The organism is Priestia sp. TRM10 (assembly GCF_057808375.1).
In genome coordinates this window covers 124,374-141,774 of record NZ_JBJZOT010000009.1, presented here as the reverse complement: position 1 = coordinate 141,774, position 17,401 = coordinate 124,374, and the positions used below count along the sequence as shown (strand labels likewise).

The 17,401-nt window shown below is 36.6% G+C and carries 14 protein-coding genes; 9 read left to right on the top strand and 5 right to left on the bottom strand.

Annotation, left to right across the window (positions count from 1 at the left end):
* Positions 1 to 89: 89 nt before the first annotated feature.
* From uxuA to ACK3CR_RS07615, 3 genes are all read left to right on the top strand, one after another.
* Positions 90 to 1,190 (top strand): mannonate dehydratase, encoded by a 1,101-nt coding sequence (uxuA, locus tag ACK3CR_RS07625; RefSeq protein ID WP_243519812.1) that lies wholly within the window; start codon positions 90 to 92, stop codon positions 1,188 to 1,190.
* Positions 1,191 to 1,463: 273 nt separating this feature from the next.
* Positions 1,464 to 2,894: a glucuronate isomerase gene (uxaC, locus tag ACK3CR_RS07620; RefSeq protein WP_243519814.1), complete on the top strand. Its 1,431-nt coding sequence runs from the start codon at positions 1,464 to 1,466 to the stop codon at positions 2,892 to 2,894.
* A gap of 39 nt (positions 2,895 to 2,933) precedes the next feature.
* Entirely contained in the window at positions 2,934 to 4,559 is a 1,626-nt protein-coding gene (locus ACK3CR_RS07615; RefSeq protein ID WP_430238156.1) for a mannitol dehydrogenase family protein, read from the top strand.
* Positions 4,560 to 4,853: 294 nt separating this feature from the next.
* Here ACK3CR_RS07615 and ACK3CR_RS07610 read toward each other — a convergent pair whose 3' ends face one another.
* The 4 genes from ACK3CR_RS07610 to ACK3CR_RS07595 form a co-directional block, all read right to left on the bottom strand.
* The gene (locus ACK3CR_RS07610; RefSeq protein ID WP_328124319.1) at positions 4,854 to 6,353 is read right to left on the bottom strand and encodes an alanine/glycine:cation symporter family protein; all 1,500 of its coding nucleotides are present in this window, start codon (positions 6,351 to 6,353) and stop codon (positions 4,854 to 4,856) included.
* Positions 6,354 to 6,611: 258 nt separating this feature from the next.
* Entirely contained in the window at positions 6,612 to 7,565 is a 954-nt protein-coding gene (locus ACK3CR_RS07605) for a proline racemase family protein (protein WP_488975193.1), read from the bottom strand.
* Entirely contained in the window at positions 7,562 to 8,599 is a 1,038-nt protein-coding gene (locus tag ACK3CR_RS07600) for a proline racemase family protein (RefSeq protein ID WP_488975192.1), read from the bottom strand. Before ACK3CR_RS07600 ends, ACK3CR_RS07605 begins: the two co-directional genes overlap by 4 nt.
* A complete protein-coding gene (locus ACK3CR_RS07595) occupies positions 8,596 to 9,771 on the bottom strand; it encodes an NAD(P)/FAD-dependent oxidoreductase (protein WP_488975191.1) in 1,176 nt (391 codons plus the stop codon). The genes ACK3CR_RS07600 and ACK3CR_RS07595 overlap by 4 nt, the downstream gene beginning before the upstream one ends.
* Positions 9,772 to 10,156: 385 nt before the next feature.
* Here ACK3CR_RS07595 and ACK3CR_RS07590 point away from each other — a divergent pair, with 385 nt between their 5' ends.
* From ACK3CR_RS07590 to ACK3CR_RS07575, 4 genes are all read left to right on the top strand, one after another.
* The gene (locus ACK3CR_RS07590; RefSeq protein ID WP_488975190.1) at positions 10,157 to 11,818 is read left to right on the top strand and encodes a sigma-54 interaction domain-containing protein; all 1,662 of its coding nucleotides are present in this window, start codon (positions 10,157 to 10,159) and stop codon (positions 11,816 to 11,818) included.
* A gap of 73 nt (positions 11,819 to 11,891) precedes the next feature.
* The gene (locus tag ACK3CR_RS07585; RefSeq protein WP_488975189.1) at positions 11,892 to 12,164 is read left to right on the top strand and encodes a (2Fe-2S)-binding protein; all 273 of its coding nucleotides are present in this window, start codon (positions 11,892 to 11,894) and stop codon (positions 12,162 to 12,164) included.
* Positions 12,161 to 12,493: a (2Fe-2S)-binding protein gene (locus tag ACK3CR_RS07580; protein WP_430238165.1), complete on the top strand. Its 333-nt coding sequence runs from the start codon at positions 12,161 to 12,163 to the stop codon at positions 12,491 to 12,493. Before ACK3CR_RS07585 ends, ACK3CR_RS07580 begins: the two co-directional genes overlap by 4 nt.
* On the top strand, positions 12,490 to 13,710 hold the full coding sequence (locus tag ACK3CR_RS07575) for an NAD(P)/FAD-dependent oxidoreductase (RefSeq protein WP_410914751.1): 1,221 nt from the start codon (positions 12,490 to 12,492) through the stop codon (positions 13,708 to 13,710). The genes ACK3CR_RS07580 and ACK3CR_RS07575 overlap by 4 nt, the downstream gene beginning before the upstream one ends.
* 133 nt (positions 13,711 to 13,843) lie before the next feature.
* Here the strand turns inward: ACK3CR_RS07575 and ACK3CR_RS07570 are convergent, their stop codons facing one another.
* The gene (locus ACK3CR_RS07570) at positions 13,844 to 14,389 is read right to left on the bottom strand and encodes a helix-turn-helix domain-containing protein (protein ID WP_328124306.1); all 546 of its coding nucleotides are present in this window, start codon (positions 14,387 to 14,389) and stop codon (positions 13,844 to 13,846) included.
* Positions 14,390 to 14,863: 474 nt separating this feature from the next.
* On the opposite strand from ACK3CR_RS07570, the gene ACK3CR_RS07565 reads away from it, so the two are divergent.
* Both ACK3CR_RS07565 and gucD read left to right on the top strand, forming a co-directional pair.
* A complete protein-coding gene (locus ACK3CR_RS07565) occupies positions 14,864 to 15,742 on the top strand; it encodes a dihydrodipicolinate synthase family protein (RefSeq protein ID WP_328124406.1) in 879 nt (292 codons plus the stop codon).
* A 96-nt stretch (positions 15,743 to 15,838) separates the two neighbouring features.
* Positions 15,839 to 17,305, top strand: a complete 1,467-nt coding sequence (gucD, locus tag ACK3CR_RS07560) for an alpha-ketoglutaric semialdehyde dehydrogenase GucD (RefSeq protein ID WP_488975188.1) — start codon at positions 15,839 to 15,841, stop codon at positions 17,303 to 17,305.
* Positions 17,306 to 17,401 lie beyond the last annotated feature (96 nt).

Genomic DNA, 17,401 nt, shown 5'->3' with positions numbered 1-17,401 from the left:
GGGGGACTGTTAGTTAAAACATTTTATTTAAAGAGATGAATTAGTATATTTATACGCTGAATTTAAATAATGGAGAGGAGATAGATACTATGCAAATGACATTTCGATGGTATGGGGAAGGAAATGATTCTATTACATTAGCTAAGATTCGTCAAATTCCTGGAATGAAGGGAGTTGTATGGGCACTTCATGATGTACCAGTAGGAGAGGTTTGGTCTGTTCAACGAATAGAAGAAGTAGTGAACCAAGCTAAAAAATACGGGTTAAATACCGATGTTGTTGAAAGTGTTAATGTGCATGAAGACATAAAACTTGGACTACCTTCAAGAGATCAATATATAGAGGCATATAAAGAAACATTGAAAAATTTGAGCAAATTTGGCATCAAAGTTGTATGCTATAATTTTATGCCTGTATTTGACTGGCTACGTACGGATTTATTTAAAGAAATGGAAGATGGCAGTACAGCTCTATTTTTCGATGCTGAAAAAGTCCATGCTCTTACACCTGAACAAGTCGTGAAAAATATGGAAGAGAATTCAAATAATTTTACTCTTCCTGGTTGGGAGCCTGAAAGATTAAAAGATTTACAAAATCTTTTTAATCAATATAAAAGCATAACAGAAGCACATTTATTAAATAATCTAACTTACTTTTTAGAAGAAGTTTGCCCGATTGCTGAACAATGTGGGATTCAATTAGCTATTCATCCGGATGATCCACCGTTCTCAATCTTTGGTTTACCCCGTATTGTAAAGAATAAAAATGATATTGAAGCAATTCTAAATGCCGTCAATAGTCCTTCAAATGGGTTAACATTTTGCTCTGGTTCTTTAGGGGCAAACCCTAACAATGATTTAATTGATATTTTAAGATCCTTTATTAGCAGGATTCCTTTCGCTCATATCCGCAATGTAAAACATTTTGAAGATGGTAGTTTCATTGAATCTTCTCATCGAAACGAAGATGGATCTCTACCCATTACAGGAATCGTCAATACGTTATTTGAACATGATTTCAAAGGTTATGCTCGTCCTGATCATGGAAGACATATTTGGGACGAAGTATGTAGACCTGGATACGGTTTATATGACCGGGCTTTAGGCGCTATGTATTTACAAGGCGCATGGGATGCCAATGTATCGTTAAAGAAGGGCATTTTTGAAAACATACATGTTCAAAACACCTAATATTCCTTGATTTCTTTGAAAAAATGCTCTTTGATTTAGAAGCGCTTTATTCATTTTCATTTGCGAATAGACAAATAAGGGTGATTATAACTAGTAAAGAAATTCATTTGATAGTAGGGCATATAACTAAAGTTATGGAACACTAATAGGTTAATTGGAAGATAAAGATTCTTTATGAGTACTTCCCATTTATAAAGATATAAGACTGCAAATGAAGGATACAAAAAATGAATTCTTTTATACAAAAGCTTTTGAATAGGAGTGATGAAACAAATGAAACCATTTATGAATAAAGACTTTTTACTTCAAACTGAAACAGCTAAAAGACTCTTCCACGATTATGCTTCTAAAATGCCAATCTATGATTACCATTGTCATTTAGATCCACGCGAAATTTATGAAAATAGAACTTATAAAGATATGACAGAATTATGGTTAGAGGGAGACCATTATAAATGGCGTGCAATGAGGGCAAATGGTGTAGACGAATATTATATTACTGGAGAGGCTAGCGGATATGAAAAATTTGAAAAGTGGGCTGAAACGGTTGAGAAATTAATAGGAAATCCACTTTATCATTGGACACATATGGAATTAAGACAATATTTTAATGTAGAAACTATTCTAAAAAGAACTACTGCAAAAGATATTTGGAATATATGTAATGAGAAACTAAAGGAGCAAAATTTCTCAGCAAGGGCGTTAATTAAACGCTCAAACGTAACATTCATCGGAACGACAGACGATCCAATGGATGATTTACATTATCATAAGCTATTGAAAGAGGATAGGGACTTTTCTACAACTGTTTTACCATCGTTTCGACCAGATCAAGTTATGTCTATTCAACATGAATCTTGGACAGATTATGTCAGAGATTTAGGAGATGTAGCAGGAATTCGCATAACCAATTTTACAGAACTGATAGATGCCTTAGAGAATAGGCTGGATTATTTTCAGAACATGGGCTGTAAATTAGCTGATCATAGTTTAGAGACAGTTGTTTTTGAGAAAGCCACCCTACAAGAATTAGATGCGATTGTGGAAAAGAGGTTAAATGGGGAATCTCTTTCATTAAAGGAAATCTATCAGTTTCTAGCGCAATTGCTAGTAAGGCTTGGAAAGTCTTATAGTCGGAGAAAATGGGTTATGCAATATCATATTGGTGCTTTAAGAAATGCTAATTCTCATCTATTCTATAATATTGGTTCAAACATAGGTTGTGACTCTATGAAAGATGACCCTATTGCTATCCCTTTATGCCAGTTGCTTGACGAATTAGATAAAGTTCAACAACTTCCTAAAACAGTTTTATATGGATTAAATCCAAAGGATAATGAATTATTAGCAACAATAGCAGGGAATTTCCAAAGAGGGGGAACACCTTCAAAAGTTCAATTTGGTTCTGCTTGGTGGTTTAATGACCATATAGATGGTATGGTTGCCCAAATGAAAACACTTGGCAATGTAGGGGTATTATCTAGATTTATTGGAATGTTAACGGACTCACGTAGCTTTTTATCATACAGTCGTCATGAGTATTTTAGACGAATCTTATGCAATATTTTAGGTGAATGGGTTGAGAATGGCGAATATCCATATGATTTAGAATGGCTAGGGCAAATTGTCCAGGATATATCCTACAACAATGCTTCGGAGTATTTTGAAATTAAACTGAAAGAAGCCATCATTTTCCCGTCTTAAAGATAAATAATAATGTAGGAGTTAGGAGAAGGTGTACAAATGCTGCGATTAGGAAAAGAAGAACTAAAAAATAAAAAAGATTGCTTTGAGAAGATAGGGATCAAAACACCGGAATATAACTTTGAGGAAGTTTGGGAAGCTACAAAAAAAGAGCCCCTTTGGTTACACATTGGAGGAGGAAATTTGTTTAGAGCCTTCCACTCGGTCTTACAACATCATTTAATAGAATTAAAAGAAGCGGATAAGGGAATTATTGTTGTTTCAACTAGCAATGATGGCAAGATAGAAAAAGCTTATCATCCTTACGATAATTTGTGTTTAGATGTTACCATGAAAGTAGATGGAACGTTGGATATGGAAGTCATAGCAAGTGTTGCAGAAAGTATCACAGCAGATTCTAAAACTTCATCTTGGAAAAGGTTGAAGGAAATCTTCAGGAATCCTTCTCTGCAATTTATAACACTTACCATTACTGAAAAAGGATATAATTTAAAAGATATTGAGGGTAAAATCCAATGTTCTATTCAAAAAGAAATTGAGCAAGGACTTGATAACCCAAAACATACAATAGTAATATTAACAGCACTTTTATTTGAACGATATCGGAATGGGAAAGTACCATTAGCATTGGTAAGTACAGATAATTTTTCTCATAATGGGGATAAGTTAAAAGAGGCTGTTATGACAGTAGCTTCTATGTGGAAGGAAATGAATACTGTAGATCAAGGGTTTATTGAGTATTTAAATGATGAGAATGTTATTACGTTTCCATGGAGTATGATTGATAAAATTACTCCGCATCCTTCTTTAGATGTACAAGAGAAATTGAAAGAAGTAGGATTTGGAAGTATAGATTTAATTCAAACGCGAAAAAATGGACCAACAATAGCGCCTTTTGTGAATACTGAAGAATCTGAATACCTTGTTATTGAAGATTCTTTTCCAAATGGAAGACCGTCTTTAGAAAAAGTTGGTGTGTATTTTACAGAAAGAGAAGTTGTGGATCGCGTAGAAAGGATGAAAGTATGCACTTGTTTGAATCCGCTGCACACAGCATTAGCCATATTCGGTTGTTTGCTTAATTATACGTCGATTGCTGCCGAGATGAAGGATAAAGATTTGAAGGCATTAGTAGAGAAAATTGGGTATGTTGAAGGTATGAAAGTAGTGGTGGATCCTGGGATTATTAATCCGAGGGAATTTTTGAAAGAAGTAATTGAAATACGCTTTGCGAATCCGAACAACCCAGATACACCACAACGAATCGCAACAGATACTTCACAAAAGCTAGGCATTCGTTTTGGAGAAACATTAAAATTATATGTAGAAAGAGACGACCTAGATGTAAACAACTTAACTTTTATTCCATTAACAATTGCAGCTTGGTGTCGTTATTTAATGGGGATTAATGATGATGGTGAAGTATTCACGCTTAGTCCAGATCCTCTGCTAGAAGAAGTACAGCAACATATTCAAAAGATAGAGTTTGGAAATCCAAATTCTGTTCGTAATCATTTAAAACCTATCCTAACAAATGCACAAATCTTTGGGGTAGACTTATATGAAATCGGTTTGGGAGGAAAAGTAGAAGAATTTTTTAAACTCCTAATTAAAGCACCAGGTGCAGTAAGAACAACCTTGCATAACATGGTGAGAATTCCTTAGATGTTTACTGAGGCAAGGAATAAAAAAGGCCAAGCACTTTTTTAAAAAAGTCTTGGCCTTATATATATTTCTAAACCTCCTATCATAATCTTAGTTAAGAATTCTGCCTATCCCGAAGGAAGGAGGATGTCTTCCCAAAATCAATAAGAACTTATCCGTTAATTGTTTGGATTAGCTTTATAAGTCAGCCTCTTACAGGAAATCGTTTGCTAGTTACTAGGGGTGGTTCTTTACCAGTATGAGTTTCATATACTCTCTACAAGTTATTAATGAGGGGATTGATATTCTATCTCTTTATTGCATTATTTTTGTCCCTGGTCCACCAGTAGACACTTTATCTTTGGAAGCCTCACTCTCTATCTCTCTGTATTTTTCTTCCCAGAAATCCGCTCCATCTATTTCTACTTTGCTTGGATCGAAAATTGGATCTTTTCCTGCTTTTCTTTGAGCTTCATAATCTTTTAATACTTTTAAAGCTGGTTTTGTTAGAAGTAAAATAGCAATAAGATTAAGCCAAGCCATGCTGCCTATACCTAAATCCCCTAGAGCCCATAATAAAGATGCTGACTCAATACTTCCGATATAAACCATAAATAAAAATACGATTTTCAGAATCGTTTTCAACCACTGCATTTTTAGTTTTTTATCAAGATAGATAAGGGTCGTTTCGGCAATATAATAATAAGCCATTAGCGTGGTGAAGGCAAAGAAGAAGATGGCAATAGATACAAATATTGATCCAAATCCCGGTAATACAGTGTCTACTGCTTCCTGAGTATAGATGGGGCCAGCTTCAATATTCCCCATCGTTTCCACAATGGGTTCTTTTCCTTCTGGAGTAACGCTATACATACCGGTTACAAGAATCATAAGAGCCGTCGCTGTACATACAACAATTGTATCGATATAGACTGAAAATGCTTGGACTAACCCTTGCTTGGCAGGGTGGGAAACTTCAGCTGCCGCCGAACTATATGTTCCTTCCCCAACACCAGCAACATTTGAAAACACGGCTCTTTTAACCCCCCAGGAAATCGCTGCCCCAACAATCCCACCAAAGGCCTCATTCACACCAAATGCACTTGAGAATATAAGGGCGAACATAGCGGGAACTTCCTTCATATTTGCAAATAAAATAATGAATGTAACGACCACATACCCTACAGCCATGAAGGGAACTATTTTGTCTGCGACATTAGCAATTCGCTTAACACCACCAAAAATGATTATTGCAAGCAAAACAACCAATAAAACTCCAGTGATGCCCTTATTTATACCGGATGTATTTTCAAATCCAACAGCAATAGTACTTGATTGTATACCAGGCAATAAGAATCCATAGGAAATGGTAACAACGATAGCGACTAACGAAGCAAACCATTTTATCTTTAAACCTTTTTCAATAAAGTAGGGTGTACCTCCTCGGTATTCATTTCCTACTTTACTTTTGTATACTTGGGCAAGAGTGGATTCGATAAAAGCACTGGCTCCTCCTAATAGAGCCATAATCCACATCCAGAACACCGCCCCTGGACCTCCAAAGGCAATAGCTGTCGCTACACCTGCTATATTACCAATTCCTACACGTCCTGCTAGAGCCATACAAAAAGCCTGAAAAGATGATACTCCTGAATCAGAACTTTTGCCTTCGAACAGCAATTTAATCATTTCTTTAAAATAGCGTATCTGTAGAAAGCGGGTCATAATCGAGAAAAACAATCCCGCTCCAAGGGCAAAGACAACTAATCCGAGGCTCCATACTTGTCCAACTAACCATTCCACTAATTTTTCCATCCAATTCCTCCTTAATATAATGTTTGTATTTCTAAGAAAAAAGATATTAATTATTTAAATATTCAGAAAAATAAAAGGCTGTTAGTACCAGTTTTCAAGTGCATAAAAGACAATTCGTTTTGGACGGCTGAGTGTTTATAGCTACCAAATGGGGCTGCGGTGCTTATATTGTAATCATTAATTTATAATTCCATACTTTTTTGATCACACACCTGCAGCTAGGCCAAATGGAGTTATTAGTTGCTTTTTTTATGTGAATTATTTTAATAAGAAACCAGTTGGTAAAGGATCTGTCGGATCTAATATAAATTTTTGCATTCCTGTAATAAAGCCACGGCTTGCCAACGCAAACGCATATCCACTTTCTGTTTGTTTGGCAAATTGTACAGTCAAAGAGCTCTCAAAAATACTTTCATTTACAAATGGTGGTTCCATGTACAATCTACTATTAGAAAGCAAGCTTGTATAACATGCCATTGTTGATCCAAAGCCAGGGGAACGAACTATATACTCATCATTACGAAAAGTGAGCGTTTTAATTCGCTTCTCTTCTAGATGGGAAGTATCCATTAAAATGATACTTTTTACAGGTGTTTTTGATTTGAGAGACTGAAGGACTGTTTTTCCCCATTTCTTCAATTCGGAAAGCTCTTCAATACGAATCTCTGCAGAAGTATCGCATTTTTCAAACACAGCATATAATTGATCGGCTTGTACGAGAGAGAAGCGGGAATTTAAATGCTCATAAGGCGATGGAACATTTACGTGGGTTACTTGACATGGTTCACTTTCTATCAAAACCGAAACGACTTCATTATTTTCTATAGTAGCAGTAACTGGGATCACACCACTGACTGTTTCAATTTTGTATTTATTTGACGCCCTTGGTTTTAAATAGCCGCATTCCAGTAAAGCTGTAATCACGGCAACAATGCCACCATAATGAAGAGGGACGGTTCCTTCATGATTTAAAAATATGACTGCAGCATCTGCTTCCTGATTAACCGGCGGAATAATAAGACAGCCATTTATGCCTGCGAACCCTCGTGGTTCATTTAATAAAAGGTTGATTTCTTCTAGAAAAACATACGAAAGCTGTTTATTTAATTGTTTCAAGTTTTGGTAATGAATGAAAGGTACGTCTTTGATAATACGAAAAGCTTCACCAGCTACGTGTACATCTATTGTTGAGTACATTTTTTGAATCTTCATTTTACGTCCTCCGTTTCATGTTGCATAGGGGGAATAAGCAAGAACCCTTCTTTAAGTGGATCTTTTTCGTTGTAGAAGAATTGATGCAACCCCATTAACCAAGCAGATCCTGTGATTCTAGTCACTACAGCTTCATGACTTTCCACATCTGTTGTTTCCAATACACGTCCTCTAAATAGGGAACCAACAATACTTTCATGAACAAAATCTTCGCCAATTGAAATTTCTTGATTACTATATAGCACGGCTAATTTAGCAGAGGTACCTGTTCCGCATGGAGAACGATCAATTCCTCCTGGAGGGACAATCACTGTGTTTTTTACATCTGCTTCTTCATGAGTTGGTTCAGTGAAAAATTCAACATGAGTTAACCCTCGAATAAATGAATATTGTGGGTGAATAATTTCTGTTTTTTCATTAATGGTGTTTCGAATGTTGATGGCTTTTTCGATTATGGTGGAAGCATTCTCTGGAATTAAATCCAATCCAACAGATTTAGCATCAATAATCGCATAAAAATTCCCACCATATGCAATGTCAGCATCAATACGTCCAATTCCTTCGACAGCAACGGAAACTTTCTTTAAAAGAAATGCTGGAATATTGCAAAAGGAAACTTCTTTTGCTTTTCCATTTTCAACGGAAATATCCACCTCGATGAGTCCAGCAGGCGTATCTAATTTTAATGAAGTAACCGGCTCCTGGACAGGGATTAATCCTGATTCAATTAAAGCAGTACATACACCAATCGTATCATGCCCACACATTGGTAGATATCCACCGGTTTCTATGTAAATTACGCCAATATCTGCTTCTGGATGGCACGGATCGGTTAACAAAGCACCAGACATAACATCATGACCCCGGGGTTCATTCATTAAAAGCTTGCGGATCCAGTCATACTTCTTTTGCATATAAAGCATTTTTTCCGACATGGTTTTTCCTACTAGTTCCGGAAGACCACTAATCAGCGTCCTCGTTGGATTGCCACCTGTATGTGTATCAATTGTTGTAAAGATTTTTTGTGCTCTCATCGACCCAACACCCTTTCTTTAAAACGATTAAAGCTAAGCGGTTCAATAGGAATAGACGTTTCTTTTTTATTAATTAATTCTTCAACTATTTTTCCTGTTACTGCTGCTAAGCTGATGCCATCACCTTCATGACCAGCTGCAATATAATAGTTTGGAATCTTGTCCACCCGTGAAACGATTGGCAAATGGTCTTCCGTCCATGGTCTCAGCCCTGCATACGAACGAATTACCATCATATCTGCCATTTTCGGATAAAAGCGGATTGCTCTGTTAGCAATACATTTGATGATTTCATTGTTTACTTTTGTATTAAAACCAACAAATTCTCTGCTGCTTCCAATTAAAAAATTCTGACTTTCCGTTGGTTCAAAAACAAGTGCAACCCCGTATTTTTCAGTTAGTGGATCAACACGACGCTGTCCACCAAATTTAGAAATTAGGTAACCAAACTCCATTACTTTCCGAGCTCCCACATGTTCTTGTCTTGAGGCAACGATAATATGTCCTTTTCGCGGTTCAATTGGTATCGAAAGATCGAGCATTCTTCCTATTCGAGGAGCCCATACCCCAGCAGCATTGACGACATGATTTGCAGTAAACACTCCGTTAGACGTTTCTACAGTAAATGAACGGCTGTTTTGTTTTTTTATCTCCATAACTTCAGTATGTTTGAAGGCTTTGGCTCCTAATTTTTTTGCTTCCTTGAGAAGAGAAAAGGCTAGTAGATAAGGGTTAACCGTAGAATCAGTAGCACATTCTAATCCGCCTAATAAGTCATCTGCAAAAAAGGGGGACTCCTGCTTAATATCCTGTCGGTCAAGCATTCGGAATGGTAAACCAGCGGCTTTTTGACGGTCGACCCATTTTTGGGCTGCTTCCATCTCTTCGTCTGACTCACAAACAAGAATGCTTCCTGGAGCTCGGTATTCAAAAGGGTGCTCTAATTCTCTGCTTAATGTATCTACTAACTCCTGGCTAAATAACGTCATTTGACTATCAAAACCCGGGTCTTTATCAATTGCCAAAATATTGCCGTCACATCGTGAAGACGTGCCACTGACAAATTCTCCTTTTTCAATTATGGTTACATCCCTACCATATTTAGAAGCATAATAGGCTATTGAACAGCCAATAATTCCTCCACCAATTACTAAAACGTCACAGTGTCTCACATATCTTTTCTCCCCTCGGTGAAATTGTTTCATCGTTAAATATTGCAATTAATGTGCCAACTTAGTTCAAACCTCTGTATATAGAGAATATTTTTCTATCTTCTGATGTTAGATCTGATTGACAGAGACCCAAGAACATGAAAATGTGTGAAACAAAAGTAAGGAAAAACACTGTTTTTTTAGAAAGTGCGACATTTTATTTATATAACTAGACATTTATTAAATATTGATTCAGTCTGGTTTTCTTAATTTTAAAAAACACAATATTGATTACCTCTTAACTAATAACAAAATTTATTGTAAAAATATTTTGAACATTTTATGAACAACTGTATAATTTTTTATACAGTGTTGATTGTTTTTTACAGTTTAGGAGGGGAACATTATGGTATTTTCATTACCGTCAGTAAAAGAACTAATAATGAATGTATCGTTTGATAGGAGTCACATTGAACGAAAAAACGGTGAATTTTATTATCGTTCAACAGCCCAAACAGTTGAACTTCTATGTAAGACCTTAGATGAGAATGAGTCATTCTCTACATTGTTAGAAGCATTTAACCATCATTCTGCAGTTGTTATTCTAGATTCAAACAAAAAACCTATAGGCTGTATAACAGCCTCCAAAATGATTCGTTTTCTTTATAACTATTACAATCAATTGAAAGCATTTTATAAGACTATTATTCAAACTTCAGATGCCTCAGTTACGGTTATTGATGCTAACGAGAACGTTTGCACATGGACGGAAGGAGCGGAAAAGATATTCTCGGTTACCCGTCAAGATATAATGGGGCAGCCTATTACTGATTTTTTTGACTACAAAAAATTAGAAATATTGCAATCCTTGTATAAAGGAAAAAGTATTGTAGGTCATTACCATCAGCCTCGATCTGATTTATTTGTCTTAATTAACTCTAATCCTGTTTATTTAGAGGGAGAGATTATCGGTGCAGTCGTCTCAGAAACAGATGTCACGAATCAAGTAGCACTTAATGAAAAGTTATTTAACATGTCCAACGAAGTACATCGTTTAGAACAAGAAGTAGCGAAGTATAAGGATTCATCTGATCCCTTTCATTCCATTAAAGGAAAGAGTTCTGCCTTACAAAGAACAGTGAACTTGGCTAGAAAGGTGTGTTCTGTTAAATCTACAGTTTTAATACTAGGGGAGAGTGGTGTGGGGAAAGAAGTGTTCGCTAAAGCTATTCATGAAGCGAGCGAAGAGCCAAACGCACCTTTTATTTCAATTAATTGCGGTGCAATACCAGCATCTTTATTTGAAAGTGAATTGTTTGGGTATGAGCGCGGCGCCTTCTCAGGGGCTAACAGTAAAGGAAAAAAAGGAAAAATAGAATTAGCAAAAGGAGGGACATTATTTCTTGATGAAATAGGTGAAATGCCGCTCGAAATGCAAGTAAAGCTTCTACGGGTATTTCAAGAGCGGAGATATTATCGCGTTGGGGGAGAGAAAGAAATTGATATCAACTTTCGTCTCATTGCGGCTACAAATCGTGATTTACATGAACTAATGAAAGAAGGGAAGTTTCGAGAGGATTTATATTATCGCTTAAATGTAGTCAGTCTAAACATCCCTCCTTTAAGGGAACGGAAAGAAGATATTATTGAATTAACTCACTATTTTTTAAATGATTTTTCATTAAGTTATCAACGACCTATTCATGAATTTCCTCCAGAGGTAATACAGGAAATGCTTCGGTATGATTGGCCTGGCAATATTCGCGAACTTCGCAATATCGTTGAACGGCTTATCGTATTTGCGACAGATGGCGTCATAAAAAGAGAATATTTGCCCTTTAATACAAGTAATATCAGCTTTGAAAGTACTCCAAAGAATGCATCTGTTGTAATTAAAGAAAATGACTCTACAATACTACCGCTCCAAGAAGAAATGAATCAACATGAGAAAAAAATAATCGAAAGAGCGTTACACATTTTAGATGGAAACAAATTAGAATGCGCTAAGCAGCTCGGTATTACAAGAGCTACTTTATACAATCGATTGAAGCGGCTTGGTATAAATTAATCCTCTTTCATCTCTAAGTTGGCACGTTTCTTGCATAATATTTTTATATAAAGAGATTAGAGGAGGAATACAAATGCCTAAAAAAGAGAGCGTTGTTATTTGTCGCTGTGAGGAAGTTACTTATGAGCAACTTCGATCAACAGCAAATGAACATACATGCACAGCGAGAGAATTGAAATTAAGAACAAGGGCAGGTATGGGTTTTTGTGGTGGCCGTACATGCAGGCTAACATTAGATAAGATTATCGAAAGTGTCATTCCTAATGTGTCCTCTAGTGAAATTCCGCTAAAATACCAGCCACCAATTCGACCGGTAACGTTTGGAACAGTAGGTGAAAAGCAATGAGTAGAATATTGGATCATCCTATTCTAGGCAGTTTAGATAGTAGAGAACGTATTTCTTTTCGGTTTGATGGAGTTACATATGAAGCCTACGAAAGTGAAACAATTGCTGCTGCTCTTTTAGCGAACGGAATTAGAAAACTCCGTGTTCACGAAGATAGCGGAACACCTAGAGGTATTTATTGCAATATCGGTCATTGCTTGGAGTGTCGTGTAACAGTCAATAATCAAAAAAACGTCAGAGCTTGCTTAACAACTGTAGAAAAAGACATGATTGTTGAAAGTGGAAAACGTCATCCAAATATTGTGAGAGAGATGGTGGAAAAGCAATGATTGATGTGATTGTAATTGGAGGAGGGCCAGCGGGATTAGCAGGAGCTATTGCCTGTGCGAGCTTTGGTCTCAAAGTAAAAGTTATTGATGAATTTATAAAGCCAGGTGGCCGTTTGCTTGGACAACTTCATCAAGAACCTTCTGGTGAATGGTGGAATGGTATTAAAGAATCAGAACGACTCCATCAAGAAGCGAAAAGATTATCGGTCGATATTTGTTGTGGTGTATCGGTTTATAATTTAGAAAAAGAAGAACACCTATGGAATGTGCATACAAGTTCAGGTACGCTGGAAGCACCATTTGTATTAGTAGCTACTGGAGCCGCCGAATACCCTATTCCGCTCCCGGGTTGGACTCTTCCTGGTGTAATGTCGATTGGTGCGGCTCAAGTAATGACGAATGTCCACCGCGTCCAAGTCGGCAAAAAAGGGATCATTATCGGAGCAAATATTTTAGCATTTGCGATCTTAAATGAATTACAACTAGCTGGCATTAAGGTTGATCGGGTGATACTTCCGGAAAAAAGTCCCCTTAGCCAAAAAGCAGGTGAACCAGAGGAGGTTATGAAATCCCTTTTAAACGCAGCTCATCTAGCTCCATCGCCATTATTACGCATTGGGAGTCATTTCATGAAAAATGATCGAATGAGAAAAATCGGTTTGAATTTTTATCCCAAAAACGGCATGAAAGTGAACGGGACCCCTCTCCAGCTCCGTAAAGCGGCACTTGAAATCATAGGCAAGGATAGGGTGGAAGGAGTTCGTGCCGCTGATACTGATGCTAATGGTAATGTTATTGCTGGGTCCCAGACGATTTACGAGGCAGATTTTGTCTGTATAGCAGGAGGCTTATATCCGCTGGCAGAGCTCGCTGCTGTGGCTGGTTGTCCATTTCAATACATTCCAGAACTTGGCGGCCATGTGCCCCATCATTCAGAGACGATGGAAACCCCTCTTGATGGGTTATTTGTAGCGGGTAATATCACCGGGATTGAAAGTGGCAAAATTGCTATGGCCCAAGGAACAACTGCAGGCTTGTCAATTGCCAAATATGCTGGACAAAAGTCAGAAACAATTGATCAGCAGCTACAACAAGCAATACAAAATGTTTGCACTGTGCGGAGGCAAGCTACAATCCAATTCAATCCTAAGATTGACAGCGGGAGGAATAAAATGCGGGAGCTATGGAGGAGTCTCTATTTTTCAACGCAAAGATAGTTTGATTTATAAATAAACTTTTTACGAGTTTGAGCAGAGTTCACCCTAATGATGAATCTGCTAATTTAAGTATTTAACTCATCTTAACTTCATTTAGTATGGCATTTTTACTTCAAATCAAAATTTTTGCATATCAGATAGGATTGGAGGAAACGCATAAAAATTTCACATCGGCATCAGTATGGTTAATCCAATTGTGTGGGGTAGCTGAGTCTAAATAAATACAGTCAAGAGGATGTAAATCGTATTCTTCATCGTCAATAAGGACAGTAAGAGTACCTTCCAAAACGTAAAGAAACTCTTGGCCTTGATGTGAATACGAACTTCCTCTATTTTCACCCGGTTTGAGCATAACTAACAAAGGAGCAAAAAGTGGATTTTCTATATTTTTAGATAGATCTTTATAAATAAAGCTACTCGGTCTACTATTTAAATCGTTTAAAGAGTTTCGTATAATGGTCGATTTAGTCTTTTTCTCTGACTCCGAAAAAAAGTAGCCTGGATTGACATTAAGTGCGTCAGAAATCTTTTTTAATGATTCAAGTGTAATAGATGATTTTAAACGTTCCACTTGTGATAAAAAACTGATAGAAAGATTGGTTTTCTCTGATACTTGTTTTAGCGTTAGTTTTCGTTCTTTTCGCAATTTCTTTATTTTAGATCCGATTAAATCATCCATTCTTTATACCTCTCTAACATATATGATAAAAATTGTAGTTAATAATATAACTTGCTTTGGTTTGAAAATTAAAGTGGAACTTTAATTTTATTATAATCTTATTTTATTCAAAATCAAACAATTGAAAAGATTTCCTATGAATAATAAACAAAATAAATAGCAATATAGAATAGTTTAAAAATATTCAGAAAATTTAGTTTACAAGAGGTGGATTGTATGATAAGGTCGATATAAATGAAGTGACACTTCAACTTTTATTTTTTTATTAACTAGCACTTTATAAATAAGCTGAGGAGGGATTCGTTAGAATATAAATCTTTTGGTTCCAAGAAAGAAGTGCATTTTATTCTTGAATTATTAACTAAAAAAGATCTTTAATGTCCAATCTTTGCAAGATGAAATCAAAAAATTAAATAAAACCTTTTTTAAAAAGGTAAGTGTTTAAGAAATCAGATCAATTAGGAGGAATTTATGATGGCAAAATTCAATGGAGTTTATGTGGCACTTGTTACCCCTTTTACGAAAGATTATCAAGTAGATTATGTTAGATTAACAGAACTATGTAATTGGTTAATTGACCAAGGGGTAGACGGACTCGTTCCAGGGGGATCTTTAGGAGAATATGCTACTCTTACAGCTGAAGAGAGAGCAAAATTAGTAGAAACTGTAATAGAAGCGGCTAATGGTCGAGTGCCTGTTTTAGTTGGTTCAGGTGCACCGTCAACTGCTCAGTCTGTAAAATGGGTACAGCATGCAAAAGAACATGGTGCAGCAGGTATTATGGCTTTACCTCCAATCAACTATAAACCTCTAGAGAATGAAATTATTGAACACTACAAAGCATTATCTGAAGTTGGGCTTCCAATCGTTGCATATAATAATCCAAAAGATTATCCTACAGATTTAACTCCTGACTTACTAGCTGAAATTTCGAAGTTTGAAAATGTAGTTGGCGTCAAAGAATTTTCAGGTGATGTACGTCGTATGCAAGAAATCTTAGAAAAAACTGATCTTGAAGTAATGGTTGGAGTAGATGATCTTGCTCTTGAAGGAGCTTTAGTTGGAGCTACGGGTTGGATTTCTGGTGTTCCAAATGCCTTACCAAAAGAAGGTGTAGAATTATTTCATCTAGGAAGAGAAGGGAAAGTAAAGGAAGCACTTAAGCTGTATAAGCACCTTTTACCTCTTTTTCGTTATGATGCTAGTCCTCAACTAGTTCAATCTATTAAATACATGATGGAACTAGCTGGTAAACCAGTAGGACCTACACGTCCACCTCGTTTACCGTTAAGCAAAGAACAGTATCAAAAAATAGAAGAGGCTTTCCATTATTCTAAGAGAGTAACTGTTTGATTTTTAAAAAACTATAAAATCTATCTGAATGGGTACAGTGATCTTTAATAGGTTGTACCCATTCTCTATTTTTCAAGAAAGGGTGTTATGATTAGGATGACTGTAAGTACAAAAGCAAAAACATATTTAAATCATATAAATGGTGAATGGGTAAGTAGCTTAAATGAACAAGTAGAAGCGAGTATCAATCCTGCTAATAAAAACGAAATTGTAGGCTATACTCAAAAATCAATAAAAGGGGATTTAGAAAAAGCCATTAAAGCAGCGCATGGAGCTAAAAAGTCTTGGAGGAAAATGGGACAGGCAGAAAGAGGTCAATTTCTATTTAAAGTAGCAAACATTCTTGAGGAAAATTTGGACGAGATTGCTGAAACGATGACAAAGGAAATGGGAAAAACGCTTCCCGAAGCAAAGGGAGAAACAGCTAGAGGCGTTGCAATCCTTCGGTACTATGCTGGTGAAGGGATGAGGAAAGACGGAGATGTTATCCCTTCTTCTGATAAGGATGCTCTTATGTTTACAAGACGGACTCCACTTGGTGTTGTTGGTATTATCACACCTTGGAATTTTCCGGTTGCTATTCCAATTTGGAAGATTGCTCCTGCTCTTGTGTATGGAAATACAGTCGTATTTAAACCAGCAACCGAAGCAGCGGTGACCGCTGCAAAAGTAGTAGAATGTTTTGATAGGGCAGGGCTTCCAAAGGGGGTATTGAACTTTATTACAGGTTCTGGATCTGTAATAGGTCAGCAGTTGATTGACCATCCACTTTTAGATGCTATCACATTTACAGGTTCTGAAAGTGTTGGTGAGAGAGTTGCAAAATCTGCGTCATCACGTGGTATTAAATTTCAATTGGAGATGGGGGGGAAAAACCCTGTCATCGTGACAAAAGATGCCAATTTAGATGCAGCAGTTGAAGCAGTAATTAGCGGTGGTTTTCGTTCAACAGGTCAAAAATGTACAGCATCAAGTCGTGTCATTGTAGAAAATGGGATTTACGATTCATTTGTAGAAAAACTCGTTCAGGAAACAAAAAAAATCACTGTAGGAGATGGTCTTAAAGAAGGCATTTGGATGGGACCGTGCGCTAGTGAAAGCCAATTTAATACCGTGAGAAAATATATCGAATTGGGAAAAGAGGAAGGTGCCACTCTCATCACTGGTGGAGAGACATTAACTGGTGAAGAATTTGACAAAGGTTTTTATGTAACGCCTGCTATTTTCGGAAACGTACAACCAGAAATGAAAATTGCTCAAGAAGAAATTTTCGGACCCGTTATTGCCCTTCTTCGAGCAAGCGATTTAGAAGAGGCCATTGAAGTTGCCAACAATACAAGGTATGGATTAAGCGCTTCTATTTTTACATCTAATATTAGTTCTTTACTTGAATTTATTGATGATATTGACGCTGGTCTAGTTCGAATCAATGCAGAAAGCGCAGGGGTAGAACTTCAAGCGCCATTTGGTGGAATGAAAGCTTCTAGTACTGGCTCACGCGAACAAGGAGAAGCAGCGAAAGAATTCTATACTGCTATTAAAACTGTATTTATTAAAGGATAAATAAAGCTAGTGGTTCTGGTATAAAGATAATTTCCAAAATATAAATTTACCGCCAAATTATGAATGGTTATAAGGTGAAAACAGTGTATCAACGTA

What these genes read in the sequence shown, in the direction of transcription:
- uxuA (WP_243519812.1), top strand. Translation starts at nt 90, where the DNA reads ATGCAAATGACATTTCGATGGTATGGGGAAGGAAATGATTCTATTACA.
- uxaC (WP_243519814.1), top strand. Translation starts at nt 1,464, where the DNA reads ATGAAACCATTTATGAATAAAGACTTTTTACTTCAAACTGAAACAGCT.
- ACK3CR_RS07615 (WP_430238156.1), top strand. Translation starts at nt 2,934, where the DNA reads ATGCTGCGATTAGGAAAAGAAGAACTAAAAAATAAAAAAGATTGCTTT.
- ACK3CR_RS07610 (WP_328124319.1), bottom strand. Translation starts at nt 6,353, where the DNA reads ATGGAAAAATTAGTGGAATGGTTAGTTGGACAAGTATGGAGCCTCGGA.
- ACK3CR_RS07605 (WP_488975193.1), bottom strand. Translation starts at nt 7,565, where the DNA reads ATGAAGATTCAAAAAATGTACTCAACAATAGATGTACACGTAGCTGGT.
- ACK3CR_RS07600 (WP_488975192.1), bottom strand. Translation starts at nt 8,599, where the DNA reads ATGAGAGCACAAAAAATCTTTACAACAATTGATACACATACAGGTGGC.
- ACK3CR_RS07590 (WP_488975190.1), top strand. Translation starts at nt 10,157, where the DNA reads ATGGTATTTTCATTACCGTCAGTAAAAGAACTAATAATGAATGTATCG.
- ACK3CR_RS07585 (WP_488975189.1), top strand. Translation starts at nt 11,892, where the DNA reads ATGCCTAAAAAAGAGAGCGTTGTTATTTGTCGCTGTGAGGAAGTTACT.
- ACK3CR_RS07580 (WP_430238165.1), top strand. Translation starts at nt 12,161, where the DNA reads ATGAGTAGAATATTGGATCATCCTATTCTAGGCAGTTTAGATAGTAGA.
- ACK3CR_RS07575 (WP_410914751.1), top strand. Translation starts at nt 12,490, where the DNA reads ATGATTGATGTGATTGTAATTGGAGGAGGGCCAGCGGGATTAGCAGGA.
- ACK3CR_RS07570 (WP_328124306.1), bottom strand. Translation starts at nt 14,389, where the DNA reads ATGGATGATTTAATCGGATCTAAAATAAAGAAATTGCGAAAAGAACGA.
- ACK3CR_RS07565 (WP_328124406.1), top strand. Translation starts at nt 14,864, where the DNA reads ATGGCAAAATTCAATGGAGTTTATGTGGCACTTGTTACCCCTTTTACG.
- gucD (WP_488975188.1), top strand. Translation starts at nt 15,839, where the DNA reads ATGACTGTAAGTACAAAAGCAAAAACATATTTAAATCATATAAATGGT.